General features: G+C 56.9%; 25 protein-coding genes. 17 read left to right on the forward strand and 8 right to left on the reverse strand.

The annotated features are described in order from the left end of the window. Positions 1–15 precede the first annotated feature (15 nt). Positions 16–288 (forward strand): Ni(II)/Co(II)-sensing transcriptional repressor DmeR, encoded by a 273-nt coding sequence (gene dmeR / locus HWX89_RS12865; protein ID WP_138794846.1) that lies wholly within the window; start codon positions 16–18, stop codon positions 286–288. Positions 289–309: 21 nt separating this feature from the next. Beyond that, positions 310–1,308 (forward strand): CDF family Co(II)/Ni(II) efflux transporter DmeF, encoded by a 999-nt coding sequence (dmeF, locus tag HWX89_RS12870; protein ID WP_138794847.1) that lies wholly within the window; start codon positions 310–312, stop codon positions 1,306–1,308. Positions 1,309–1,319: 11 nt separating this feature from the next. Here the strand turns inward: dmeF and HWX89_RS12875 are convergent, their stop codons facing one another. The 5 genes from HWX89_RS12875 to HWX89_RS12895 form a co-directional block, all read right to left on the reverse strand. After that, the gene (locus tag HWX89_RS12875) at positions 1,320–1,610 is read right to left on the reverse strand and encodes a hypothetical protein (protein ID WP_138794848.1); all 291 of its coding nucleotides are present in this window, start codon (positions 1,608–1,610) and stop codon (positions 1,320–1,322) included. A gap of 247 nt (positions 1,611–1,857) precedes the next feature. Then, positions 1,858–2,973, reverse strand: a complete 1,116-nt coding sequence (locus HWX89_RS12880; protein WP_138794849.1) for a quaternary amine ABC transporter ATP-binding protein — start codon at positions 2,971–2,973, stop codon at positions 1,858–1,860. Further along, positions 2,966–3,874, reverse strand: coding sequence for an ABC transporter permease (locus HWX89_RS12885; protein WP_138794850.1), 909 nt, complete (start codon positions 3,872–3,874; stop codon positions 2,966–2,968). Before HWX89_RS12885 ends, HWX89_RS12880 begins: the two co-directional genes overlap by 8 nt. Before the next feature lie 177 nt (positions 3,875–4,051). Beyond that, positions 4,052–5,062, reverse strand: a complete 1,011-nt coding sequence (locus HWX89_RS12890; protein WP_138794851.1) for an ABC transporter substrate-binding protein — start codon at positions 5,060–5,062, stop codon at positions 4,052–4,054. A gap of 578 nt (positions 5,063–5,640) precedes the next feature. After that, the gene (locus HWX89_RS12895; protein WP_138794852.1) at positions 5,641–7,740 is read right to left on the reverse strand and encodes a S9 family peptidase; all 2,100 of its coding nucleotides are present in this window, start codon (positions 7,738–7,740) and stop codon (positions 5,641–5,643) included. Positions 7,741–7,950: 210 nt separating this feature from the next. Between HWX89_RS12895 and HWX89_RS12900 the strand changes: the two genes are divergently transcribed. The 4 genes from HWX89_RS12900 (at position 7,951) to HWX89_RS12915 (ending at position 11,303) form a co-directional block, all read left to right on the forward strand. Beyond that, positions 7,951–8,352, forward strand: a complete 402-nt coding sequence (locus HWX89_RS12900; RefSeq protein WP_138794974.1) for a DUF930 domain-containing protein — start codon at positions 7,951–7,953, stop codon at positions 8,350–8,352. A gap of 104 nt (positions 8,353–8,456) precedes the next feature. Next, positions 8,457–9,365, forward strand: a complete 909-nt coding sequence (locus tag HWX89_RS12905; protein WP_138794853.1) for a dihydrodipicolinate synthase family protein — start codon at positions 8,457–8,459, stop codon at positions 9,363–9,365. A 53-nt stretch (positions 9,366–9,418) separates the two neighbouring features. After that, positions 9,419–10,144, forward strand: coding sequence for a polysaccharide deacetylase family protein (locus HWX89_RS12910; protein WP_138794854.1), 726 nt, complete (start codon positions 9,419–9,421; stop codon positions 10,142–10,144). 82 nt (positions 10,145–10,226) lie between these two features. Further along, positions 10,227–11,303 carry a bifunctional transcriptional activator/DNA repair enzyme AdaA gene (locus HWX89_RS12915; protein WP_138794855.1) on the forward strand — a complete coding sequence of 359 codons (1,077 nt, stop codon included), beginning with the start codon at positions 10,227–10,229 and terminating at the stop codon, positions 11,301–11,303. Positions 11,304–11,309: 6 nt separating this feature from the next. Here the strand turns inward: HWX89_RS12915 and HWX89_RS12920 are convergent, their stop codons facing one another. Further along, on the reverse strand, positions 11,310–12,461 hold the full coding sequence (locus HWX89_RS12920; protein WP_138794856.1) for an AI-2E family transporter: 1,152 nt from the start codon (positions 12,459–12,461) through the stop codon (positions 11,310–11,312). Positions 12,462–12,548: 87 nt separating this feature from the next. Beyond that, positions 12,549–13,409 (reverse strand): VOC family protein, encoded by an 861-nt coding sequence (locus tag HWX89_RS12925; protein WP_138794857.1) that lies wholly within the window; start codon positions 13,407–13,409, stop codon positions 12,549–12,551. Positions 13,410–13,676: 267 nt separating this feature from the next. Here HWX89_RS12925 and HWX89_RS12930 point away from each other — a divergent pair, with 267 nt between their 5' ends. The 4 genes from HWX89_RS12930 (at position 13,677) to HWX89_RS12945 (ending at position 15,880) form a co-directional block, all read left to right on the forward strand. After that, positions 13,677–14,087: a universal stress protein gene (locus HWX89_RS12930; protein WP_138794858.1), complete on the forward strand. Its 411-nt coding sequence runs from the start codon at positions 13,677–13,679 to the stop codon at positions 14,085–14,087. A 60-nt stretch (positions 14,088–14,147) separates the two neighbouring features. After that, positions 14,148–14,468, forward strand: coding sequence for a TraR/DksA family transcriptional regulator (locus tag HWX89_RS12935; protein WP_138794859.1), 321 nt, complete (start codon positions 14,148–14,150; stop codon positions 14,466–14,468). Between the two features lie 127 nt (positions 14,469–14,595). Then, complete coding sequence (trhA, locus tag HWX89_RS12940) at positions 14,596–15,264, forward strand: PAQR family membrane homeostasis protein TrhA (RefSeq protein WP_138794860.1); 669 nt, start codon at positions 14,596–14,598, stop codon at positions 15,262–15,264. Positions 15,265–15,385: 121 nt separating this feature from the next. Next, on the forward strand, positions 15,386–15,880 hold the full coding sequence (locus tag HWX89_RS12945; protein ID WP_138794861.1) for a GNAT family N-acetyltransferase: 495 nt from the start codon (positions 15,386–15,388) through the stop codon (positions 15,878–15,880). Positions 15,881–15,942: 62 nt separating this feature from the next. Here HWX89_RS12945 and msrB read toward each other — a convergent pair whose 3' ends face one another. After that, a complete protein-coding gene (gene msrB, locus HWX89_RS12950) occupies positions 15,943–16,350 on the reverse strand; it encodes a peptide-methionine (R)-S-oxide reductase MsrB (protein ID WP_138794862.1) in 408 nt (135 codons plus the stop codon). Positions 16,351–16,714: 364 nt separating this feature from the next. Here msrB and HWX89_RS12955 point away from each other — a divergent pair, with 364 nt between their 5' ends. The 7 genes from HWX89_RS12955 to mnhG are packed head-to-tail and all read left to right on the forward strand — an operon-like array spanning position 16,715 to position 22,685. Next, positions 16,715–19,084, forward strand: a complete 2,370-nt coding sequence (locus HWX89_RS12955) for a putative monovalent cation/H+ antiporter subunit A (RefSeq protein ID WP_138794863.1) — start codon at positions 16,715–16,717, stop codon at positions 19,082–19,084. Continuing rightward, entirely contained in the window at positions 19,081–19,500 is a 420-nt protein-coding gene (locus HWX89_RS12960) for a Na(+)/H(+) antiporter subunit B (protein WP_138794864.1), read from the forward strand. Before HWX89_RS12955 ends, HWX89_RS12960 begins: the two co-directional genes overlap by 4 nt. Continuing rightward, positions 19,500–19,877, forward strand: a complete 378-nt coding sequence (locus HWX89_RS12965; protein ID WP_138794865.1) for a Na+/H+ antiporter subunit C — start codon at positions 19,500–19,502, stop codon at positions 19,875–19,877. Before HWX89_RS12960 ends, HWX89_RS12965 begins: the two co-directional genes overlap by 1 nt. Positions 19,878–19,898: 21 nt before the next feature. Continuing rightward, the gene (locus HWX89_RS12970) at positions 19,899–21,467 is read left to right on the forward strand and encodes a Na+/H+ antiporter subunit D (RefSeq protein ID WP_138794866.1); all 1,569 of its coding nucleotides are present in this window, start codon (positions 19,899–19,901) and stop codon (positions 21,465–21,467) included. Further along, a complete protein-coding gene (locus HWX89_RS12975) occupies positions 21,464–21,940 on the forward strand; it encodes a Na+/H+ antiporter subunit E (protein ID WP_138794867.1) in 477 nt (158 codons plus the stop codon). Before HWX89_RS12970 ends, HWX89_RS12975 begins: the two co-directional genes overlap by 4 nt. Then, positions 21,940–22,350, forward strand: coding sequence for a cation:proton antiporter (locus HWX89_RS12980; RefSeq protein WP_138794868.1), 411 nt, complete (start codon positions 21,940–21,942; stop codon positions 22,348–22,350). Before HWX89_RS12975 ends, HWX89_RS12980 begins: the two co-directional genes overlap by 1 nt. Continuing rightward, positions 22,347–22,685: a monovalent cation/H(+) antiporter subunit G gene (gene mnhG / locus HWX89_RS12985; protein WP_138794869.1), complete on the forward strand. Its 339-nt coding sequence runs from the start codon at positions 22,347–22,349 to the stop codon at positions 22,683–22,685. The genes HWX89_RS12980 and mnhG overlap by 4 nt, the downstream gene beginning before the upstream one ends. The last annotated feature ends 226 nt before the right edge of the window (positions 22,686–22,911 follow it).

The raw sequence follows: 22,911 nt of genomic DNA on the forward strand, positions 1-22,911 counted from the left end.
ATATGGAGGGTGACGATGTCCCACACGATCAGAGACAAGGACAAGCTTCTGGCTCGCATCCGCCGCCTCAAAGGGCAGATGGAGGCCGTGGAACGAGCGCTTGAGGCGGGCAAGCCCTGCGGTGACGTCCTGCAACTGTTGGCGTCCGTGCGTGGTGCCCTGACCGGTCTGACAGGGGAAATCATGCAGGAGCACCTGCATGAGCATGTCGTGCATGCTGAAAATGAAGACGAGCGGGCAAAGGCGGCGGAAGAGCTGGCTGCGGTGCTCAAGACCTATATCCGGTAATTGAAGACGGGGCGCTGCATCATGACGATGACGACAGACACATTGACAACAGCTTCACACGAGCACGTTTTTCTTGGCGATAATCACGAGCGCAACGAAAAGCGTGTCTGGATGGTCATCGCGTTGACGACGGTGATGATGGTGGCCGAAATCGTCGCGGGCAACTGGTTCGGTTCCATGGCGCTGACCGCAGACGGCTGGCACATGTCGACCCATGCCGGTGCCATGTTGATCTCTGCACTGGCCTATATGTATGCCCGCCGCGAGATCAAAAATCCGCGCTTCACCTTCGGGACCGGCAAGTTCGGTGATCTCGCAGGTTTTGCCAGCGCGGTCGTGCTGGCCGTTGTTGCGCTGATGATTGCCTGGGAAAGCGCCCTGCGGTTTGTCTCTCCGGTCGAGATCGATTTCAATCAGGCGATCCTCGTCGCCATCATCGGTCTCATCGTCAACCTTGTCAGCGCCTGGTTGCTTAAGGATGATCATCGCCATCACATAGGTCATGACCACGATCATGGAAGTCATGCGCATCACGACAGCCACGCCCATCATGGAGATCATGCCCATCACGGTGAACACGCGCATCATGGCGGCAAGGATAACAACTTGCGCGCTGCCTACCTGCATGTGCTGGCCGATGCACTAACCTCTGTTCTGGCCATCGTTGCGCTGCTGCTTGGCAAGTGGAATGGCTGGTCGTTTCTCGATCCTGCCATGGGCATCGTCGGCGGGTTGGTGATTGCCCGTTGGTCGTGGGGTCTGATCCGCGTCACGGCGGCGACACTTGTTGATGCCGTGCCGATGACGGAAGATCTGCCGAAGGAAATTCGAGAGAAGGTAGAGACGGCCGAAGACCGGATTACCGATCTGCACGTCTGGCAGGTCGGCCCGGGGCATCATGCCGCAATCGTCGCCATTCGTTCCGAGGTACCAAAGGCGCCTGCCTTCTACAAACAGAAGCTTGCGGCGATACATGAGCTTTCGCACATAACGGTCGAAGTCAGTCCGCTAACGGCCTGAAAAGAATCGACCTAGTCGTCGTACTCGGAATAGGCGCTTCGAACCCACTGGACCTGTGCTTCCGCCTTGTCCTCGGCGGAGGCCGGTGTGGGGCTGTCCTGATAGGTGGGGGCGTTCGCGCTGCCTACGGCCCACAGCACATTGGCCAGCGAGGTGGAGAGCACTGTACTGGAAACAGTGGGGTTGCCAGGGCCGCGCTTCACGGCCTGTTCTTCGGCGGCATTCTGTTGGCTGCCGCCCTTGTCTATGTCCCGGACACGTCCTTGATAATTGTATCCGCTGAGGCTGCTATCGATCTGCATGGCAGTGATTCCGCGTTTAAAAGTTAACAAATGGTTAACGCGGACAGCTTGTGCGAAGCTTGCAGATGCTGCGTTGCAGCGACGTATTGGCTTGACAGCAGAGGAAGTGCTGCTTCGTTTTTGCGTTTCCGGGGCTTGCAAAACAGCAAAATGACGGGAGCCGGACCGATTCCCTCAAAAAACGCCGCGCGTCCTTTCGAACGCACGGCACTTGAATAGTCGCGTATGGCGCATCGCAATACGCCAATCAGGCCAGTTGTTTCTCCGGCGCTTTCTCCGGGGTCTCGTCGTCTGCTACGACCTGATCTTCCGGTTCCTGATCAGGCTCTGCTTCCGGTTCCTGCGCTGCAGGCGTTACCATCGCAGCCACCAGGGTTTCGATGCCAATGGTGCCGACCGGCTTGCCATCTTCGTCAACCACGTGCGCGGTTGTTTCATTGGCTTCGGAAAGATCGCGAGCAATGGTTTCCAGCGTTGCCGTTTCCGGCACCGGCATACCTTCCGGCTTGGCCACCAGCGGCTCCATTACCGTCGTCGCCTGCAACACACGGCCGCGATTGACGTCACGCACGAAGTCGCTGACATAGCCGTCGGCCGGCGAAAGGATGATGCTCTGGCCGTCACCCTGCTGCACGACTTCGCCGTCTTTCAGAATGGCGATGTGATCTCCCAGACGCAGCGCTTCATCCAGATCGTGGGTGATGAACACGACCGTCTTTTGCAGTTCCTGCTGCAGTTCAAGCAGCATCGTCTGCATGTCGACACGGATCAGAGGGTCAAGCGCCGAATAGGCTTCGTCCATCAGCAGAATGTCGGCGTCATTGCTCAGTGCGCGGGCAAGGCCAACGCGCTGCTGCATGCCGCCGGAAAGCTGGTTCGGGTAGTAATCCTCATATCCTGCCAGGCCGACCCGCTCCAGCCAGTAACGGCCTTTCTCTTCGCTCGTCTTGCGCGGCACGCCCTGGATATCGAGTCCGTAGACGCTGTTTTCCAGCACGGTACGGTGCGGTAGCAGGCCGAACTTCTGGAACACCATTGCCGTCTTGTGGCGGCGAAACTGGCGTAGCGCCGAGGCATTCATCGAGCAGATGTCTTCCCCGTCATACAATACCTCGCCGGCGGTCGGGTCGATCAACCGGTTGATGTGACGGATCAGGGTGGATTTACCGGAGCCCGAAAGACCCATCACAACAGTAATCTTGCCGCCCGGCATAGTGATGTTGATGTTGTTCAGACCGAGCACGTGGTTGTGCTTGTCGTTCAGCTCGGTCTTGTCCATGCCGGCGCGAACCGCTTCGAGATATTTCTCAGGATGCTTGCCGAAGATCTTGTAGAGATTCTTGATTTCGATGCTTTTAGCCATGGCTGACCTCGCGATGTTTCTGGAGACGTTTGCCGAATGCCTGGCTGGCGCGGTCGAACATGATGGCGATGGCCACCAGCGCGAAACCGTTCAGGAAACCGATTGTGAAGAACTGATTGTTGATGGCTTGCAGCACGTTTTTGCCAAGACCGCCGACGCCGACCATGGAGGCCACGACGACCATGGCAAGTGCCATCATGATGGTCTGGTTGATGCCGGTCATGATCGTGGGCAGCGCCAACGGAAGCTGGACATTGAACAGCTTCTGGCGGTTTGACGAACCGAAAGCATCGGCCGCTTCAAGCACTTCACGATCCACCAGCCGGATGCCGAGGCTCGTCAGTCGAATGACCGGCGGAATGGCGTAGATGACAACCGCGATCAGGCCGGGCACCTTGCCGATGCCGAAGATCACCACGACTGGGATGAGATAAACGAAACTCGGCAACGTCTGCATCACGTCGAGCACCGGATTGATGATGCGCTGCATGCGATCCGAGCGGCCCATGACGATGCCAAGTGGCAGGCCAATGACCATGGCGATGAGGGTGGCGATGGCGACAATGGAAAGCGTCGTCATCGCATCACGCCATAGACCAACCGCGCCTATCAGGCAGAGCGAGAGAGCGGTGCCGGCGGTGATGCGGAAACTGCGACCTGCAAGATGCACAAGGGCGAGAATACAGAGAAAGATGATGATCCATGGCGTCTGGATGAAAAAACGTTCCGATGCGTTCAGGAAGAGCTGCAGCGGGTGCACGACCGTATCGATGATGTCGCCATAATTGCGAACGATGTCGCGGAACCCGTCATCGATTGTTTTGCGCGCCACGCGCATGGTGCTGTTGCCAATAGCCGGAAACTTGCACAGCATGTCCGGCATGTAATCACATAAGGCCATTATTGTTGTTTTCCTTATTGTCGCTCACGGGAGCGGAGTAGCGGCCGCCAAAGGGGGCGGCATGTCTTGGACATGCCCATAGCCGCTCAAACCACGGGCGGTTTGAAGGGATAGGGGCGAACGAAGGCTTCCGCCGGGTGGTGTTCCCGGCGGCTGCATGGTTTTGTCTGTTCAGGCTCAGATCGATGCCTTGATCTTTTCGGCGACTTCCGGCGAAACCCACTTCGTCCAGATTTCCTCGTGGTTTTCGAGGAAGTACTGTGCGCCGTCTTCGTTGGTGCCCTGATTTTCATCCATCCAGGCAAGGATTTCGGCGACGGTGGTGTTGTCCCACTGGCGCGCCTTGACGTAGTCGGCAGAGGCGCCGGCCTTTTCGGCAAAGTCCTTGGTCACGACGGTAAACACATCCGCGACCGGATAGGCGTTCGGCTTTGGATCGGCACAATCCACTTTGGCCGTGCAGGCATCAAAAGCTGCACGATCGAGTTCCACGCCGTCATCCAGCTTTACCATCTCGTATTTGCCGAGGATGGCCGTCGGTGCCCAATAGTAACCAAGCCAGCCCTGCTTCTTCTCGAAAGCATTGGCGATGGATCCATCGAGACCTGCGGCAGAGCCGGTGTCGACGAGCGTGAAGCCCTTCTTGTCGCCTTCGCGCGCCTTGTAGAGGTTAGCCGTCGTCACCTGGCAATTCCAGCCAGACGGGCAATTGTGGACGGCGCCCTTGCTGGCATCTTCCGGGGCAGGGAAGAGTTCGGGATGCTTCAGTGCGTCCTCGACGGTCTTGATCTCAGGATTTGCGTCTGCAACGAATTTCGGGATCCACCATCCTTCAACGCCGCCGTCAGTCAGGATTTTGGTGGCTTCAACCAGGCGGCCTTCCTTGATGGCCGCATCGAGCGGATCACGAACGGCGTTGACCCAGAGTTCCGGCGCCATGTCCGGTTGCCCCTTTTCGTTCATGGAAGCGAAGGTCGGCATGGTATCGCCGCTGACGATGCTGACCGTGCAGTCGTAACCGTTTTCCATGATGAACTTGTCGACATACGCTGCGACACCGGCCGATGCCCAGTTCATTTCGGCGATGGAGATTGAGCCGCATTCTTCGGCGGCGTTGGCGGAACTTGCTGCACCGGCAGCGACGAAAAAGCCCGTTACGAGAATGGTCGAGGCGAGGAGTTTCTTCATGGTTATAAGACCCCCAAGTCTAATGCAGTGTTTTCAAAAGGCATACCGGGGCACTGCAAAGCCCGGCCTGCCAGAACATCGGCGCGAAAATCACGATGATTTTCGAAAAGCGCGATGCATTGCGAAACCCACGAAGAACCGTTCATGCCGGTGCTCCAGGGCAGACTGACATGGCGCTGGAAAAGCTGGAAAAGACCAGCCGAAAGAATAGTCGCAAGGCAAGCGACGAGAGCGCCGCGAAACCAGCGGCGAAAATGCGCATAAATATGTCAACGAGCTGAATAATACGGCTGAAACGTGATATTGCAACCCGAAACGCCGCATTGCTGCCATGCGCATGATTGGCGGAACATTTTCGGGATTCGATTATACTTTGAATTTTGGTGATTTATTCTTTTTGTTTTCTTGATCTATAAATACAAAAGAATAAAAATTCTACCGTTCAGAATGGAGTGTTTAATATCCGGCAAGTAGTAAAATTATTTGGAAAAATTGTCTCTCAAAGCGCCATACATCGGAATTTTTTCTCCGACAGTGCGGTGGCGACGGCCCGTTTCGGCCGTCCGCCACTCTTTTCGTCAGATGGCAGTCTTGTTCGCCACCTTCAGCGCGAAGGCATATTCGAAGGCTATTTCTTCAAGCCGCTGGAAACGGCCGGATTTACCGCCATGGCCCGCTGCCATATTGGTCTTGAGCAGGATCGGGGCGCTGCCAACGGTCTTTTCGCGCAGCTTCGCCACCCACTTTGTCGGTTCCCAATAGGTGACGCGTGGATCGGTCAGACCGGAAATGGCAAGGATCGGCGGATAGGGCTTCGCAGCGACATTGTCATACGGCGAATAGGCGGCGATCCACTGATATTCCTCTTCCGACTCCAGCGGGTTACCCCATTCGGGCCACTCCGGCGGTGTCAGCGGAAGGGTGTCGTCCAGCATTGTGGTGAGAACGTCCACGAAGGGCACTGCGGCGATAATGCCCGCGAATTTCTCCGGTGCCATGTTGGCGATGGCGCCCATCAGCATGCCGCCTGCCGAACCACCCTCGGCAATGATACCGGCATAGGCGGTGAAACCTTCCTGAACCAGATAATCCGCGGCCGCGATGAAGTCCTTGAAGGTGTTCTGCTTGTGCTCCATCTTGCCGGTCTCATACCATTCGAAACCCTTTTCCTTGCCGCCGCGAATATGCGCGATCGCATAAACGAAACCGCGATCTGCCAGCGACAGATTGTTGGTGCTGAAGGAGGCGGGAATGGTGATGCCATAGGCGCCATAACCATAGAGCAGGCAAGGTGCCGAGCCGTCGAGCGGGGTGTCCTTGCGATAGAGCAGAGACACCGGCACCAGCGCACCGTCATGCGATGTGGCCATGACGCGTCGCGTCACATAGTCATCCGGGTTATGGCCTGACGGCACTTCCTGGGTTTTCAGAAGCGTGCGCTCACGTGTCACCATGTTGTAGTCGAAGAGCTGCGACGGCGTCGTCATCGAGGAGTAGGAGAAACGGATGACGTCGGTATCGTATTCCGCCGCGCCGTGCAGGCCAAGCGAATAGGCTTCTTCAGCAAAAGCAATGGAATGTTCTTCACCGCTCTGACGATCGCGGATGATGATGCGTGGCAGGCCGTCACGGCGTTCCAGCCAGATCAGGTGACGAGCATAGGCATCGACGGAAAGAATGAGGCGGCCTGGTTCATGCGGAACGACTTCCTTCCAGCTTTCCTTGCCGGGGGCAGTGATCGGCGCCTCCATGATCCGGAAATCCTTGGCATCGCCATCATTGGTCAGAATGAAAAAGACGTCACCGCCTTCAGCCATCGAATATTCGATGCCCTCTTCACGCTCCGCCACGACCTTCGGTTCTGCAAGCAGGTCTTTCGTGGAGAGAAGACGATATTCGCTCGTCTCATGGTCGTGGATATCGATGAAGATGAAGTCATCGAGCACCGAGGCACCCACGCCCATGAAGAAGCCTGGATCTTTCTCTTCGTAAACCAGACGGTCGGCTGACTGCGGTTCGCCGATAATATGGTGGAAGACCTTGGAAGGGCGATGGTTTTCGTCTTGCAGCGTATAGAAAAAGCTCTTGCCATCGGGTGCCCAGGCACCACCGCCACCGGTGTTTTCGATGACGTCGGTCAGGTCTTCACCTGTTGCCAGATCGCGGATGCGCAGCGTGAAATATTCCGAGCCCTTGTCGTCGTAGCTCCAGATGCCGCGATTGTGATCGGTGGACTGGTCCAGACCACCAAGACGGAAATAGTCCTTCCCCTCGGCTTCCTTGTCACCATCAAGCAGAATGTGCTTCTCGCCCCCGTCGCGCGGGGTGCGGAAATAATGCGGCTGCTCGCCACCGGTAACGAACAGCGTGCCGTAGGCATAGGGGCCGTCATTGACCGGGACGGAGGAATCGTCCTGCTTGATGCGCCCCTTCATCTCCTCGAACAGCTTTTCCTGCAGCGGCTTCGTATCGCCCATTGCCGCTTCCATATAGGCATTTTCCGCTTCCAGATGGGTGCGGATGGCCGGGTCCAGAAGGCTGGGGTCCTTGAACATCGCCTGCCAGTTGTCAGCCCGGAACCAGGCATAGTCGTCAGTGCGGGTAATGCCGTGATGCGTGTCGCTGACCGGCTTTTTTTCAGCGATCGGCGCGGCGGGCAGGTTCTTGAAAATCGACAAGGGAAACTCGCTTTCGTAACAAAAATCAGTCTGCGTTGGCCAAGATGTAGAGTGCGCCTCAAGGCCGATCAAGTTTCAAATCTCCACAGGCCTTTGGAGCGGCGGGCACATTTTCGTCAGTTTTCGATCACATTTTGGCAATATGCGGCAAACAAGGCCTCTCGGGTCGCCGTGAGTCGAAAGAAGAAACGAAAGAATCTGACTGAACCCATGCGAACGCTTTTCCCACTTGTCTTCTCTACCGTGTTTGCCTCCCTGTCTGTTTTGTCCCCAGCCTTTGCAATCGACGCCAGCGTCATGCGCCAGTTGAACAAACTTGCGCCGGAGGAGCGTCTTGAGCAGCGCTGCGATATCGAGGCGATGGAACGCATCGCCACGGAACAGAAAGGCATGCGGCCGGACAAGGTAATCGCCTACACCTTCGGCGATCCGCAGGTCGGCAAGAACTCGATAAAGGCGCCGGGCGCCGCGTTCAGGAGTTCTGGGGAATGGTACAAGCTGAAATACAAGTGCCAGCTCAAGTCGGATTCTCTCAGCATCCAGTCTTTCGACTACCGCGTCGGTGACAAGATCCCCGAGGCACAGTGGAAGAAGTTGTATCTTTATGACTGACCGCTGATATTTTCACGACTACCGGTTTTTGTTGACCGCTTCGCTTGTCGGGGCGGTCTTTGACTTGTACCCCTTGTTCGGAAGCGAATGCGAGGGGAAGCAGCATGCCATCACGGTTCAAGGGACTTTCGGCATTTCCGATCACACCGGCCGAAGAAAACGGTCGTGTTGATGCCGAGGCGTTTTCGGCGTTGCTCGAACGTCTTGTTGCCGCCGAAGTCGATTCCGTTGGCATTCTCGGCAGCACCGGCAGCTACATGTATCTGTCCCGGGAAGAAAAGCGCCGTGCAGTGGAGACTGCGGCCTCCGTCGTCAAGGGTAAGCGTACGCTGATGGCGGGTGTTGGTGCGTTGCGAACGGATGAGGCCGTGACGCTGGCGAAGGATGCGGAGGCCGCCGGGGCTGACGCCCTGTTGCTGGCGCCGGTGTCCTATACACCGCTGACGCAGGAAGAGGCCTATCATCACTTTGCAGCGGTTGCGGGGGCGACCGCGCTGCCACTGGCGATCTACAACAATCCAGGCACCACGCGTTTCCTATTCAGCGACGAACTCCTGGTTCGTCTTGCCTATATCCCGAACATTCGTGCCATCAAGATGCCGTTGCCGGCCGATCAGGATTTCGCCGCAGAACTTGAGCGGTTACGGCCGAAACTGCCTGACGATTTTGCCATCGGTTATAGCGGCGACTGGGGCTGTGCTGCGGCTACTCTTGCGGGTGGTGACGCCTGGTACAGCGTTGTTGCCGGTTTGCTTCCCGTCCCAGCCCTGAAGCTGATGCGTGCTGCGCAAGCTGGCAACGTCGATGAGGTGCAGCGGGTCGATGCGGCGTTCCAGCCCTTGTGGACGCTGTTCAAGGAATTCGGCAGCTTCCGGGTTGTTTATGCAGCCGCAAATCTGATGTCGGTAACCTTGATGGAGCCGCCACGTCCGATCCTGCCACTCACCAGCGCGGAACGTCAGCGGGTTGAAGAGGCGTTGAACGTGCTGTCGGGACTGGAAGATTTGCCATAATTCAGGCGCTTTGCGGGCCGATGCCGATGCCGCCTCTTATCTGGAATACAATCATGTCCCGCCACCTTCTCATTGCTGCCCTGCTTTTTTCAGCCTCGACATCTGCTTACGCCGGTTCCGGCCTGGTCGAGCCGACGCTGAAAATGACACCGCATCGCGACGGCGCTGTGCATGTGGCAATCACGCTCGATGCCTGCATGGGCAAGACCGATCACCGTATTCTGGATACCTTGGTCAATGAAAAAATACCGGCGACGATCTTCGTCACCGCACGCTGGCTCAAGCACAATGCGGATGCGCTGGCTGTAATGCAGTCGCATCCGGATCTGTTTGAAATCGAAAACCACGGCGAGAACCATGTTCCTGCCGTCGACAAACCGGTTTCGATCTATGGCATAGCTGCGGCCGGTTCGGCCGAGGCCGTCAAGCAGGAAGTGGAGGGCGGCCGCCTGGCCATCGTTGCCGCAACCGGCATACAGCCTCAGTGGTTCCGAGGCGCAACCGCCAAATACACGGCATCGTCGATGGCTGAAATCAATCGCCTGGGCATGCGCGTCGCGGGGTACTCGGTCAATGGCGATGGCGGCTCGCTGCTGGGTGCTGCCGCAACCGCAAAACATATTGCGTCCGCTAGAGATGGCGATGTCATTATCTCGCATATCAACCAGCCGACCCATGAGGCGGGTGAGGGCGTTGTGAAGGGTCTGTTGGCTTTGAAAGCCCGCGGCGTGATCTTTACACGGCTGGATGATCCGGCCTTCGCTCCACCCGGTAACTGACACTTCAGGGACGCGTGACGGTTCCCACATCGATGCCCGTTTTTCGGCGGCATGTCGTTTCGATTTGCGCTAGCATCCTCTCATGTTGTTCAAACGCCCCGACACCGAAACCCTGTATTCTGCCCTTGTGAACAAGGACCCCGCCTATGAGGGCGTGGCCTATGTCTGTGTCACCTCGACGAAGATCTTCTGTCGTTTCACCTGCACAGCGCGCAAGCCGAAGCCGGAAAACTGCCTGTTTCAGGATAACATTGCGCAGTGCCTGGAGGCTGGCTTCCGCCCCTGCAAGCGGTGCAAGCCGATGCTGGCTTACGGCTCGGCCGATGCCACAGTCACCGATCTGTTGACTGCGCTTGAAAAGGAACCGCAGCGTCGTTGGCGCGAGGAAGATGTCTCTGACATGGGTTATGATACCTCGACGGTACGCCGGGTATTCAAGCGCCGTTTCGGCATGAGCTTCCTTGAGATCGCACGATTGCGCCGGGTGGGTGACGCGGCGACAAGCCTCGCATCAGGCGATGCTGTGATCTGCGCGCAGCTTGACGCCGGATATGAATCAGGCAGCGGTTTCCGCTCGGCAATCAACCAGTTTTTCGGCACGTCGCCGGCTGCACTCAAGGGCAAGGCATTTTTGAAAGGCGACTGGATCGAAACGCCGATCGGCCCAATGCTGGCGGTGGCCGACGACCACGCGCTGCATCTCCTCGAGTTCGCTGACAGGCCAGCACTGCCCGCGGAACTCAAGCGGCTGACTGCCCGAACCGGCGCGGATATGGTTCTCGGTCGCACACCTGTCACCGATGCGATCGGCCGGGAACTCGACGCCTACTTTGCCGGGAGGTTGACGACGTTTGAAGCGCGCCTTGCTGGTCACGGCACACCTTTTGAACGAACGGTCTGGGATGAGTTACGGAGAATTCCATCCGGTGCAATTGCCAGCTATTCGGCAATTGCCGAACGACTGGAAAAGCCATCCGCCGTCCGCGCCGTGGCCCGTGCCAATGGTGCAAACCAGATTGCCATCGTCATTCCGTGCCACCGCGTTCTCGGCGCTGATGGCAGCCTGACCGGATATGGCGGCGGGTTATGGCGCAAGAAATGGCTGCTTGAGCACGAGCGCCGTGTCGCGGAAAAAGAGACTGTGGCTCTGGCCTCCTGAATCACATCAATCCGGCAGGTGCGGCACGATCCGGCGTGACGGAAACAGGTCGCGGCTTACCGTCATGGCGATCAGTGAAAGCGGCAGCGCCAGCATGGCGCCAGCCGCGCCCCACATCCACGTCCAGAAGATAATCATCACGAAGACGAGGAAGGGATTGATCTCCATGTTGCGGCCCACCACCGCCGGAAAGGCGAGATTTTCCATCAGCAGGTGAATGGTGAAGAAGATGGCTGCAGGGAGCAGGGCGAAGAAAAGATTGTCGTGGGTGATGATGCCGGCGACAGTCAGCGCTATGGTCATGGCCGTGATGCCGAGAAATGGCACGAAGCTGGAGAGAAAGGCAAACAGCCCCCACAACAGCGGCATTGCCAGTCCACCGAAATAGGCAATCACCACCATCGTCACGCCAAGCCCCGCGTAGATCAGCGCCGCCGTGGCAAAATAAGTGCCGAGCACTTCCTCGATAGAGGCAATCACCCGGATGGTCCTAAGCCGCTGGTGGCGGGCCGGAAAGGCCATGATGAGGGCCTTGCGCAGGCGCGTGCGGCTGTAGAGAAACATCAAAAGTGCGGCGAAGAAAATCAGTCCTTGTATGATCGCTGGAGTGACGTTGGCGCCAAGTACGGAAATGATTTCGCCACTTCTCGCCAGCAGCGATTCCATCGACATCGACCCCATGCTGAAGGTCGCGGCCGAAATGTTCAGCCAACTCAGTCGCTGCAGATAAGGGAGAAAGCGATCGATGCTGCGTTCGATGAGGGCTGGACCTTCCGATGCCAGCAACGACAGCGGGTCAACAAGGGAATTGATGACGAAGAAGATAACGGCCGCGACCAGTGTCGAGAGGATAAGCGCGACACCGGAACCCGGAATACCGTACGAACCGAGTTTTTCAGCCGCAATACCAAGGATCATGCCAACGACGATCGCCATGACGACCGGAATGAGGATCAGCGAAAGTTCGTGAATGATCGCCATCATCATGATGATGAAGATGCCGATGATTGACCAGGCAACGGCCACATCCAGAGCCTCGCGACCCAGAGGTTGCTGGCTTCGTGCGTCGTCGCGTTTTGACGTCGCTTGCGGCATGTCGGGTTTCACACCCGGGATAGATGCCGCGACACCATGGCCGGGCTTGGCATTTTCATTCATCAAACGGTCCCCCAAATCAGGACAAAAACGTTCGAGGAATGTGCAGGTTCCGAGGCGACGCAAATTTTGCGGCGCCTCGGCAAAACATTAGGCAGAAAGCTTGAGGCTGATGCCCCAGGGGTCGCGGATCGCGATACCGTCGCTCTTGCGTTCCGTTGCGATCTCCAGCCGGTCGAGCGCTGCAATTGCGTTATCCAGGCTTCCCTGCTCGTTGAATTTCAACGAATAACCGGAGAGCCCAGTCATGTTTGCCTTGCGCGCCTGCGCGCCCCGGCTGTTCCAGATATTCGCAGCAACATGGTGGTGATAGGCACCCGAACCGAAGAAGCTGGCGCCGGGATAGCGAGCCATGATCTTTAGGCCGAGAACGTCCTGATAGAACTCGTCAGCTTGAGGAATATTGCCGACCTGCAAATGGATATGGCCGATTGCCGTACCTTCGGGAGCGCCTTCCCATGCCGTTTTCGGTGCGCTGTTATAGAGCTCCTGGAGGTTGAGCCCGAGGGTTGCCATCTCCACTGTGCCGTCCTGTTGGTAGTTCCACTCCATTGGCGCGCGGTCGCGATAGACCTCGATGCCATTGCCTTCGGGATCGGCGAGATAGATAGCTTCACTGACAAGGTGATCAGATGCGCCTTGAAGCTGAACGTTGTTATGCGCCGCATTCGCCAGCCAATGAGCCAGGTCCTTTCGGCTGGGCAACAGGAAAGCGGTATGGAACAGGCCGGCTGCATTGCGTGGCGCCCGCTCCGCCGTATCGGAGGTTTCAAGTGTCAACAGTGGTTGACCATGCGCGCCCAGAATTTCACCGCTCGGGCTCCGTTCAAGCACGGAAAGACCGATCATTTTCTGGTAGAAATCGGAGACGCGTGGCAAATCGCGCACGACCAGATGGGCCTGCCCCACATAGGCTGGTCGCGTCAGGGCGAATTGTTTGATTTCACTCATCATAATCTCCATATTGATTGTGACGCACTGACGATGCGAGTTTTTCGCCCGGGTCACGGAACGCCGCTTCGCGGCGATTGTTGACAGGGAATATGAAGGCTTTTCGTCGTTCAGCAAAGATCGCCGTTTGGCGATTGACCGTCCATTATTTGTTGACAATACCCCTTCACGACTTTGACTTCGATCAAGGCACTGAGGGCACCGCTAGGGAAGTATGAACTGGTCCGATAACTGAAACGGCGCATTTCGCCGAAAGAAGGAGACACCATGTATAAGAAGATCATAGTAGCCGTCGATTTGAGCGCCATCGAAAAAGGCGAGAAAATCCTCGACAAGGCCAAGTCGCTTCTCGATGTCGACGGCGAGATTGTTCTCATCAATGTTGTCGAGGAACTGCCCGGCTATCTGGCTGTCGATCTTCCCGTCGACCTGATCGAGAATGCGCTCAAGGACGCCAAGGCGAAACTTGCCGCCCTGAAAGCAAAGGTATCCTTCCAGGGCAAGGAAGAGATCAGAAGCGGCGCACCGGCACGCGAGATCATTGCCGCTGCCGCCGACCACAAGGCCGATCTTATCATCATTGCCTCGCACACACCGGACTTCAGCAATTATTTCATCGGCGCGACTGCTGATCGCGTAGTCCGCCATGCGAAATGCTCGGTGCTGGTTGATCGTTGAACGTGCCGTGAAAACGGGGCTGTGGTCGACATCGTCCACAGCCTGCCGGAGGAAAAACAGATGAACGTTGAGACCTACGAAAAAATTCTGCGCGACCGCCAGCGTGAACTCTATCGACGCCTTCACCGGATCGAGGCTGATTTCGAAGAGCCGCGCAACCCCGACGACGAAGACCGGGCCGTTGAGCGCAATAATGACGAGGTGCTGGACGAACTCGGCCAGGTGGGGCAGGACGAACTGCGCGCCATAGACGCCGCCCTCGACCGTGTTGCTCAAGGCACCTTCGGCAAATGCGTCAGATGCGGCAAGCAGATTTCCGAAGACCGGCTGAAAGCCGTGCCCTATACGCCTTTCTGCCAGAAGTGTGCATCCGAGCTCTGACAGACGTGTGACTTCCGCTTTTGCAACAATTGTGAACGCAATTTGATTGCAGTTAACCGGTCGTTGTCTTGTTCCCGTCGAATATTGCCGTCATGCTTCAATAAAAGCATGCAGACGGGAACGGACTATGAGTGACGTTTGGCGGTTCGGACGCCAGTATGATTTTCACGAGATTGTCGCCGATGGCATTGTCCACGGCGTCGGCATCGTTTTTGCGCTGATTGGCGCAACGGCGCTGATTTTCTATGCGACCGTTTGGGACAGTGTGAGCGCCATTGCCGCTGCCTGGATTTATGGTCTTGGGCTCGTTGCCTGTCTATCGGTTTCCTTCACCTATAACATCTGGCCGCACTCCCAAGTGAAATGGGTTTTAAGGCGCTTTGATCATTCGGCTATCTTCGTTCTGATCGCCGCGACCTACACGCCGTTTTTGCAACGCGGCATCCACGAGCCGCTGATCGCCGTAACGCTGGCGCTGATCTGGCTTGCGGCTATTGGTGGCGTGTTGCTCAAGTGTCTTTACCCCGGCCGCTACGACAAGGTTGCCATCCTGCTTTATCTCGGCATGGGCTGGAGCGGTGTCATGGTGGCGGAGCCGCTGTCGACACACCTTGCTCCCGTCACGCTATGGCTGATCGTTATTGGTGGCATCATCTATTCGCTCGGCGTCATTTTTCACGTCTGGGAAAAATTGCGGTTCCAGAACGCCATCTGGCATGGGTTCGTGGTCTCCGCTGCCATGGTGCACTATGTAGCGGTGCTGACATCCTTCTCCATCGCGCCGGTCATTTCCTGATGGCGACGCAAAACGTCTGCTGGACAGTTGTCCCGTACGTCGCCTAAACCATGTTTCGGCCTGCCGTGACCATACGCAGGATCAGGGCTTTATGGCCCGGAAGCAAAAGGGCGGACGGATAATGACGGTTGAATTGCGTGACGCGACGGTAGACGATCTCTCCAGCATCATGGAGATCTATAACGACGCGGTGTTGAACACGACGGCGATCTGGAACGAAACGCTGGTCGATCTCGAAAACCGCAAGGAATGGTTTGCAGCACGCAAGTCGCGCGGCTTTCCGGTGATTGTCGCGATCCTTGATGGCAAGGTTGCCGGTTATGCGTCCTACGGCGACTGGCGTGCGTTCGACGGTTATCGCCACACCCGCGAGCATTCGGTTTATGTGCACAAGGATGCCCGCGGCCACGGCATCGGCAAACGTCTGATGCAGGCAGTTATCGATCATGCATCAGGCAATGACGTTCATGTGCTGATTGCGGCAATCGAGGCGGAGAACACGGCGTCCATCCGTTTGCACGAAAGCCTTGGCTTCCGCGTAGTCGGTCGTTTTTCGGAAGTTGGCACCAAGTTTGGCCGCTGGCTGGACCTCACCTGCATGGAACTGAAACTTTAAGAGCAGATAGCCTGTGGCATGCCGGATTGGCTCCGGCATGCTGGAGAGAAATTCGTAAACCGTTATATTGCTTCGAACACCATCGAATGGCCGTTGATGCAATAACGAAGGCCTGTCGGGGGCGGGCCGTCGGGGAATACGTGCCCCAGGTGCCCACCGCAATTGGTGCAGCGGATTTCAGTCCGCACCATGCCATAGCTCGCATCCCGGTGCTCTGTCACCGCATCCGGTTTTACCGGCTCGAAGTAGCTCGGCCAGCCGCAACCCGCATCGAATTTGGTGTCAGACAGGAAGAGCGGCTCGTCACAGGCGGCACAGCGATAAAGACCCTTTTCAAAGCTGTTCCAGTAAGGGCCGGTAAAGGCGCGCTCCGTGCCGTGTTCACGCAGGATGTGATATTGCTCGGGCGTCAATTGTTCGCGCCAATCGGCATCCGTCTTGTTCACTTTGGGGGATTTGAGATCGCTCATGGAATGATCCTTTCTGTTCTCGCCAGAAATAGGCATTCGGACGGCAAGTTGAAAGAGGGGGAAGACACAACGCCACTCATAACGAACGCGTTATGGCGGCTTGTTGGAACCGATTTGGGTTGAGGTGGTACGTCCTTTGCCTTAACTGGGACATTCGATTTTAAGGGAGTCGCCAGAGACTGGCGCGGTGGGTCGAATCTGAGGTTGGATTGTGCTGCTGGCGGCGATCTCACCCACAATCGGGTTCGAACATACCACCGGGAACATGAACTTGTTAGTGGTCCTTGAGATTTCGAGATTTGCTCTCGCGCAGGCTGCGAATGGATGCAAATGTCGAAGCTGGATCACAGGGCCGGGAGATACAATGACCGAAAATGTCACGTCGCTGACATTCATTTCGCTATTTCTGCCATTTCTGGCGGCGCTTGCTGCGCCTGCTCTTGTTCGCAAGGTGGGCCACAACGCGGCATGGATATTGGCGATAGCGCCTGCATTGGCTTTCCTGAACTTCGCCGGAATGCTGCCTGAGATTGCCGCGGGCGGCGTCGTGACAGGCGGCTATAGCTGGGTCCCGAGCTTCAATCTCAGTTTTTCCTGGTTCATCGACGGTCTGTCGCTCACCTTCGCGCTGCTGATTACCGGTATCGGCCTGCTGATCGTGCTTTATGCAGGCGGCTACATGAAAGGCCATCCGCAGCAGGGTCGGTTCTTGTCTTTCCTGCTGCTGTTCATGGGCGCGATGCTTGGCGTCGTGGTTTCGGACAGTCTGATGATGCTGTTCGTCTATTGGGAACTGACCTCGATTACATCGTTCCTGTTGATCGGCTTCGATCATGAACGTGCTGCCTCCCGTCGCGCCGCTCTTCAAGCACTTGTCGTCACCGGGGGCGGCGGTCTGCTTTTGCTCGCCGGTCTGATCTTCATCTGGAATATCAGCGGCGTAACGCAACTGTCGATCCTGGTGCATGGGGGCGACGTCCTGCGCGAAAGCCCCTTCTATCTGGCTGCGCTGCTTTTGGTCCTCGGCGGCGCTTTCACCAAATCAGCACAGTTTCCGTTCCATTTCTGGCTACCCAACGCCATGGAAGCGCCAACACCGGTTTCGGCCTATCTGCATTCGGCAACCATGGTGAAGGCGGGCGTCTACTTGCTGATGCGCCTCAACCCGGTGCTTGGCGATACGGCCGCCTGGCAAATCCTTCTGCCGTTCTTCGGTGGCCTGACGATGCTGGTTGGTGCGTTGCTTGCGGTGCGCCAGACCGATCTCAAGCTGATGCTGGCTTACACCACGGTCTCGTCGCTTGGCCTTCTCGTCATGCTGACAGGTTTTGGGTCGGAACACGCCATCGAAGCAGCGGCGCTCTATCTCGTGGCGCATTCGCTGTTCAAAGGTGCGTTGTTCATGGTTGCCGGTATCATCGACCACGAAACGGGAACCCGCGACCTGACGAAGCTTGGTGGCTTGCGCAAGGCAATGCCAATTACCTTTGCTGCCGCGCTGGGCGCTGCCATTTCCATGGCGGGACTGCCGCCGTTTTTTGGTTTTCTCGCCAAGGAAGAGATTTATTACGCACTAGCCCACGGTGATCCGCGCAGTGTGCTGTTTACCGGTGTTGCCATTCTTGGCAATGCGCTGATGTTTGCCGTGGCTTTCGCGGTAGCCCTCAAGCCTTTCCTCGGCAAGCCGGTAAAAACCCCGAAACACGCCCATGAAGGTCCGGTTCTGCTATGGCTTGGGCCAGCGCTCCTGGCAGTCAAGGGACTGACCATCGCTCTGTTTTCGGGCATCGCACATTTTTATGTTTCGACGCCGATGGCGAGTGCCATCGCTGCCAAACCGCGTGAGGTCGATATCTCGCTCATCCCACACATAGGTGTGCCGCTTGGTCTGTCGCTGTTGACCATTGCGGCAGGCATACTGATTTTTTCGAAACTGGACGCAATCCGCGGTCTGGTGGCCCGCTCGCTCGAAGCCATCGGACCCGGGCCGGACAGAGGTTTCGACGCTTTTATCTCTGCACTCGTAAAACTGTCGTTTCATGTGACACGGTTCCTGCAGCCGGGCCGGCTGGAATTCTATGTCACTGCGACATTCGCGGTGGTAGCCGCTGCTCTGCTGGTGCCGCTTTTCGTGTATGGCGAGCTTCCAGCCATGCCGGCTTGGCCGCATGACATTCTCATCCATGAACTGACATTCGTGGTGATTGCTGTGGCCGGTCTTGTTGCCGTCCTGACAGCGTCGAGCCGCCTGACGGCAATCATTGCGCTTGGCATTCAGGGGTTTGCGGTCGCCGTGATCTTTCTGCTGTTTGGCGCACCGGACCTGTCTTTCACGCAGTTCATGGTCGAGACGCTGTCCGTCGTTATCCTCACGCTCGTGATGACGCGATTGCGTCTGTCGCTTTCCGATCATCGCGGTCTTGGCCAGAAGCTGCTCGACAGCAGTATTGCCATTGCCTGCGGAATGGGCTTCGCGCTGTTTCTGCTACGCGCCACGCAAGCGACTTTCGACAACCGCCTGACCGATTTCTATAACGCCTATTCCAAGATCATCGCTCACGGCGCCAATGTCGTGAACGTCATCATCGTCGACTTCCGTGGAACGGATACGTTGGGCGAGATCGCAGTGGTGATGATTACCGGTCTTGCTATTCTTGCCCTCATCCGCATCCGCCCGGCTGCCGCGATACCAGGCAAAACGAAAAAGACCTTGAAGAAGGGGGCGGGCGCATGAACACGTTGATCCTGCGCACCGTCGCACCCGTCATTACAAGCCTCATGGGGCTGTTTTCGATCTTCGTGCTGTTGCGCGGTCACAATGAACCGGGCGGCGGTTTTATCGGTGGGCTGATTGCCGTGTCAGCGCTGGCAATCTATGGCATTGCCTATGGCGTTGTCGCGGTCAGACGCGCGATCATCTTCCATCCGCTGTCGATTGCCGGTGCAGGGCTGCTTCTATCGCTGCTTTCAGGTGTCATCTCGATTGCCGCCGGTGTTCCCTTCATGACTGGTCTGTGGATCTACCCGGAAGTGTTCGGCGTCGAGATCCCGCTTTCGACCGTCATGTCGTTCGATATCGGCGTCTATCTCGTCGTGGTAGGCGCAATCACCTCCATTGCGCTGGCTTTGGAAGAAAGGGAGAGCGACTGATGGAAGCGATCTTCTCTATTCTCGTCGGCATCTTCTTTTCGGTTGCGATCTACCTCATGTTGTCGCGCCACAGCATCCGTATCCTGCTGGGCATTGCGGTTCTCGGCAACGCCGTGAACCTGCTGCTGTTCACGGCCGGAAGGCTGACGCGCGAGGTGCCTCCAATCATTCCGGCTGGAATGGACACCTTGCCCGCAGGCACGGCCAACCCCTTGCCGCAGGCGTTGATCCTGACGGCTATCGTCATTTCCTTTTCGTTCTTCTGCTTCCTTCTCGTCCTTACCTGGCGCGCTTTCCAGGAGTTGAACACCGACGATACGGATGAGATGCGCACCGCAGAACCCGCAGGCGAGCCCTTGCCGCCGCTCGGCTATTGAGCAAGGCAGGGTAGTAAAAACATGGCTTCACCGACGACCACTGTCATTTCCGATCTTTCCGTCGCGCTCGTTCTCGACAAGGTGCCGCTTGCCGACTGGCTCGTTATCCTGCCGATCGCGCTTTGCATCGGCACGGGTGCCGTGCTGATGATGTTGCGAAAATCCATTCGCCTGCATGCGACGATCGCCATTTCATCTCTTGGCCTTCTGGTTTTCCTGAATGCGGCGCTGTTGCGCAAAGTTGTTTTCGACGGCCCATTCACTATGGTCATGGGACGCTGGCTGCCGCCCTTCGGCATTGCTTTCACTGCCGATCTGACAGGCGCGCTTCTGGCGCTGGCCGCCTCCATTGTAGCCTTTGCCGCTGCCATCCATGCCAGCGTCGATATCGACAATAGCGGCCGACGCTATGGGTTTTTTCCGTTCCTGATGTTGCTGATGGCGGGCGTCAACGGCGCCTTTCTCACCGGCGACATCTTCAATCTCTATGTCTGGTTCGAGGTGCTGCTGATCTCGTCTTTCGGCCTGATCGTACTCGGTTCGACGCGTGAGCAGATCGATGGCGCGCTGAAATACGCCATCCTGAACCTCATCGGCACAACGCTGTTCCTGATCTCTGTTGGTTATCTCTACGCCATATTCGGTACGCTCAACATGGCCGATATCGCGCTCAAGGCGACCGAGTTGCGCGCCACGGCGCCGCTGATGACACTGGCCACCCTGTTCGCGCTCGCCTTTGCGATGAAGGCTGCGGCCTTCCCGGTGAATTTCTGGCTGCCTGCTTCCTACCATACACCACGTATCGTCGTGTCGGCGCTGTTTGGTGGTCTGTTGACCAAGGTCGGCATCTATTCGCTGCTGCGCGTCATGGTCATGTTGTTCCCCGTGGAGCGGGAGGAACTCAGCCTGGTCATCGCCATTTCCGCCGTTCTGACCATGGTGCTTGGCGCGATGGGAGCGCTCGCCCAGAACGATATTCGCCGTATGCTCGGCTACATCGTCATTTCGGGCATCGGCTACATGATGGCGGGTGTGGCGATCGGCACGCCGGCCGGTGTTGGTGGTGCGATCTTCTACGCACTGCATTCAGTCGTGCTGATGACCGCGCTTTATCTTGTTGCAGGTCATGCCGCCCGTCTGGGCGGCGGCTGGACGTTGACGGCATTGGGCGGTCTTTATAAGCGCGCGCCCTGGTTCTCCGCCGCGGCGCTGGCGCTGTTCTTTGCCGGTTCTGGTCTGCCACCATTTTCAGGTTTCTGGCCGAAGGCCGTCCTGGTGAAATCCGCGCTCGATATTGGAGCGTGGTGGCTTGCAGCCGGCATCCTCCTGTCCGGCTTTATCGCCACCATTGCCTTTGGGCGGGTGTTCATTCTGTGCTTTTGGTGTCCGCAAACCGTGGAAACGCCCGTTCCGTCAATACCCGCGCCTAAACCGCCATCCTTCGCACCGGTGGTGATCCTGACCTTGTTCGTCGTATTCTTCGGGTTGTTCCCGCAAACACTCCTGGACCTCAGCCAGCAGGCGGCGGAGGGGCTCGGTAATCCGGCGCGCTATATTCAGTCCGTCTTCCCACAGGGGGGCAATCCATGAGCCTCTACGTTGTCCAACTGCTGTTCGTGATTGTCTGGCTTGCCGTGACTGGTAGCCTGACCCTGGCGAATATCCTTTTCGGCCTCGTCGTATCGACGCTGGCACTCGGCCTGATCCGCCACCAGATTCCCGGTGGCAGCAATTACTGGATCAGGCTGGTGCGTGTTCTGTCGCTGGTCATACTATTCTTCAAGGAACTGGCGCTGTCCGCATGGAAGGTTGCCGTCATGGTGGTCAAGCCGAAGCTGGACGTAAAACCCGGTATCTTTGCCTATCCGTTGACGGTGACGAGCGATTTCGAAATCACGCTTCTTGCCAATCTCATCACTCTGACACCCGGAACGCTTTCCGTTGATGTCTCTGATGACCGAAAGACGCTATTTGTTCACGCGATCGACTGTGCTGATATCGAGGCGACCAAAAACGACATCAGAAACGGTTTCGAAAAGAAAATCATGGAGGCGTTTCACTGATGACGCCCGAACTGCTTGTTTCCTATACGACGATCCTGGCTTCCGGCCTTTTGTCCGTTGCCTTTCTGGCGACGGTCTATCGGGTCGTTGTCGGACCGACGCTACCTGACCGCATCATCGCGCTCGATATGCTCGTGGGTATCGCCATCGGTTTCATTGCCGTCATCGCCATCCGCACCGGCTTCAATCTCTATGTCGATATCGCCATTGCGCTTGGACTGGTCGGCTTTCTGGCGACGGTCGCCTTTGCGCGTTTCGTTTTGTCGCGTGGCCCGGACGGAAAACGTCGCAGCAGCACACCACTCGACGGGGAAAAGACACCCGACAAGTCCACGAAGGCGAGTGACATCGGAACTGGCGCGAACGGGCGCAGCAAGCCGAAAGGCAACACGGCAAGGGGCAGAAACTGATGGACTGGATTATCGCTGTTCTGGTGGTTGTTCTGATGATGTCGGGCGCTGCCTTTTCGCTGATCGCCGCGATTGGCATCAACAGGCTGCCAGACCTCTATACGCGCATGCACGCAGCTTCAAAGGCGGGCACTGTCGGCTCGGGACTGCTGCTTCTGGCTGTCGGCATCCACTCCATGGAGCTTTCAACTCTGGCGCGATCTTTGGCGGGTTTTCTTTTCTTTGTTCTGACAGCACCAGTTTCGGCACATCTTCTTGCAATGGCGGCGCATAAGGCAGGTTATTTGCTTGATAAGAACTCGGTTGTCGATGATTTAAAGAAAATGCAAAGTTGAATTTACCCCAAATAATCAGGGGTACTTATTTTTAATTATACTACGGGTGATTATTTTATTACCCGTTATTTTTTGTATTGCAGTTAGACTGTTTTGAACTGGAAAAGCAGTAAATAGCAATTTGACTTTCGTTGTTTTAATGTTATCCAAAACAAGTGTAAGATTGCTGATCGCGATTTGCATTTGATCTTTTCATAGTCAGCTTAGGCATTTTATTGATGGCTAA

Source organism: Rhizobium sp. RM (assembly GCF_013390595.1).
GTDB lineage: Bacteria > Pseudomonadota > Alphaproteobacteria > Rhizobiales > Rhizobiaceae > Agrobacterium.

Coding starts and splice junctions, on each gene's coding strand:
- HWX89_RS12910 (WP_138794854.1), top strand. CDS start 9,419: ATGTCCCGCCACCTTCTCATTGCTGCCCTGCTTTTTTCAGCCTCGACA.
- HWX89_RS12885 (WP_138794850.1), bottom strand. CDS start 3,874: ATGGCCTTATGTGATTACATGCCGGACATGCTGTGCAAGTTTCCGGCT.
- HWX89_RS12960 (WP_138794864.1), top strand. CDS start 19,081: ATGAACACGTTGATCCTGCGCACCGTCGCACCCGTCATTACAAGCCTC.
- HWX89_RS12890 (WP_138794851.1), bottom strand. CDS start 5,062: ATGAAGAAACTCCTCGCCTCGACCATTCTCGTAACGGGCTTTTTCGTC.
- HWX89_RS12955 (WP_138794863.1), top strand. CDS start 16,715: ATGACCGAAAATGTCACGTCGCTGACATTCATTTCGCTATTTCTGCCA.
- dmeF (WP_138794847.1), top strand. CDS start 310: ATGACGATGACGACAGACACATTGACAACAGCTTCACACGAGCACGTT.
- HWX89_RS12945 (WP_138794861.1), top strand. CDS start 15,386: ATGACGGTTGAATTGCGTGACGCGACGGTAGACGATCTCTCCAGCATC.
- msrB (WP_138794862.1), bottom strand. CDS start 16,350: ATGAGCGATCTCAAATCCCCCAAAGTGAACAAGACGGATGCCGATTGG.
- HWX89_RS12930 (WP_138794858.1), top strand. CDS start 13,677: ATGTATAAGAAGATCATAGTAGCCGTCGATTTGAGCGCCATCGAAAAA.
- HWX89_RS12970 (WP_138794866.1), top strand. CDS start 19,899: ATGGCTTCACCGACGACCACTGTCATTTCCGATCTTTCCGTCGCGCTC.
- HWX89_RS12935 (WP_138794859.1), top strand. CDS start 14,148: ATGAACGTTGAGACCTACGAAAAAATTCTGCGCGACCGCCAGCGTGAA.
- HWX89_RS12900 (WP_138794974.1), top strand. CDS start 7,951: ATGCGAACGCTTTTCCCACTTGTCTTCTCTACCGTGTTTGCCTCCCTG.
- HWX89_RS12925 (WP_138794857.1), bottom strand. CDS start 13,409: ATGAGTGAAATCAAACAATTCGCCCTGACGCGACCAGCCTATGTGGGG.
- HWX89_RS12905 (WP_138794853.1), top strand. CDS start 8,457: ATGCCATCACGGTTCAAGGGACTTTCGGCATTTCCGATCACACCGGCC.
- HWX89_RS12920 (WP_138794856.1), bottom strand. CDS start 12,461: ATGAATGAAAATGCCAAGCCCGGCCATGGTGTCGCGGCATCTATCCCG.
- HWX89_RS12880 (WP_138794849.1), bottom strand. CDS start 2,973: ATGGCTAAAAGCATCGAAATCAAGAATCTCTACAAGATCTTCGGCAAG.
- HWX89_RS12965 (WP_138794865.1), top strand. CDS start 19,500: ATGGAAGCGATCTTCTCTATTCTCGTCGGCATCTTCTTTTCGGTTGCG.
- HWX89_RS12915 (WP_138794855.1), top strand. CDS start 10,227: ATGTTGTTCAAACGCCCCGACACCGAAACCCTGTATTCTGCCCTTGTG.
- HWX89_RS12980 (WP_138794868.1), top strand. CDS start 21,940: ATGACGCCCGAACTGCTTGTTTCCTATACGACGATCCTGGCTTCCGGC.
- HWX89_RS12875 (WP_138794848.1), bottom strand. CDS start 1,610: ATGCAGATCGATAGCAGCCTCAGCGGATACAATTATCAAGGACGTGTC.
- HWX89_RS12975 (WP_138794867.1), top strand. CDS start 21,464: ATGAGCCTCTACGTTGTCCAACTGCTGTTCGTGATTGTCTGGCTTGCC.
- trhA (WP_138794860.1), top strand. CDS start 14,596: ATGAGTGACGTTTGGCGGTTCGGACGCCAGTATGATTTTCACGAGATT.
- dmeR (WP_138794846.1), top strand. CDS start 16: ATGTCCCACACGATCAGAGACAAGGACAAGCTTCTGGCTCGCATCCGC.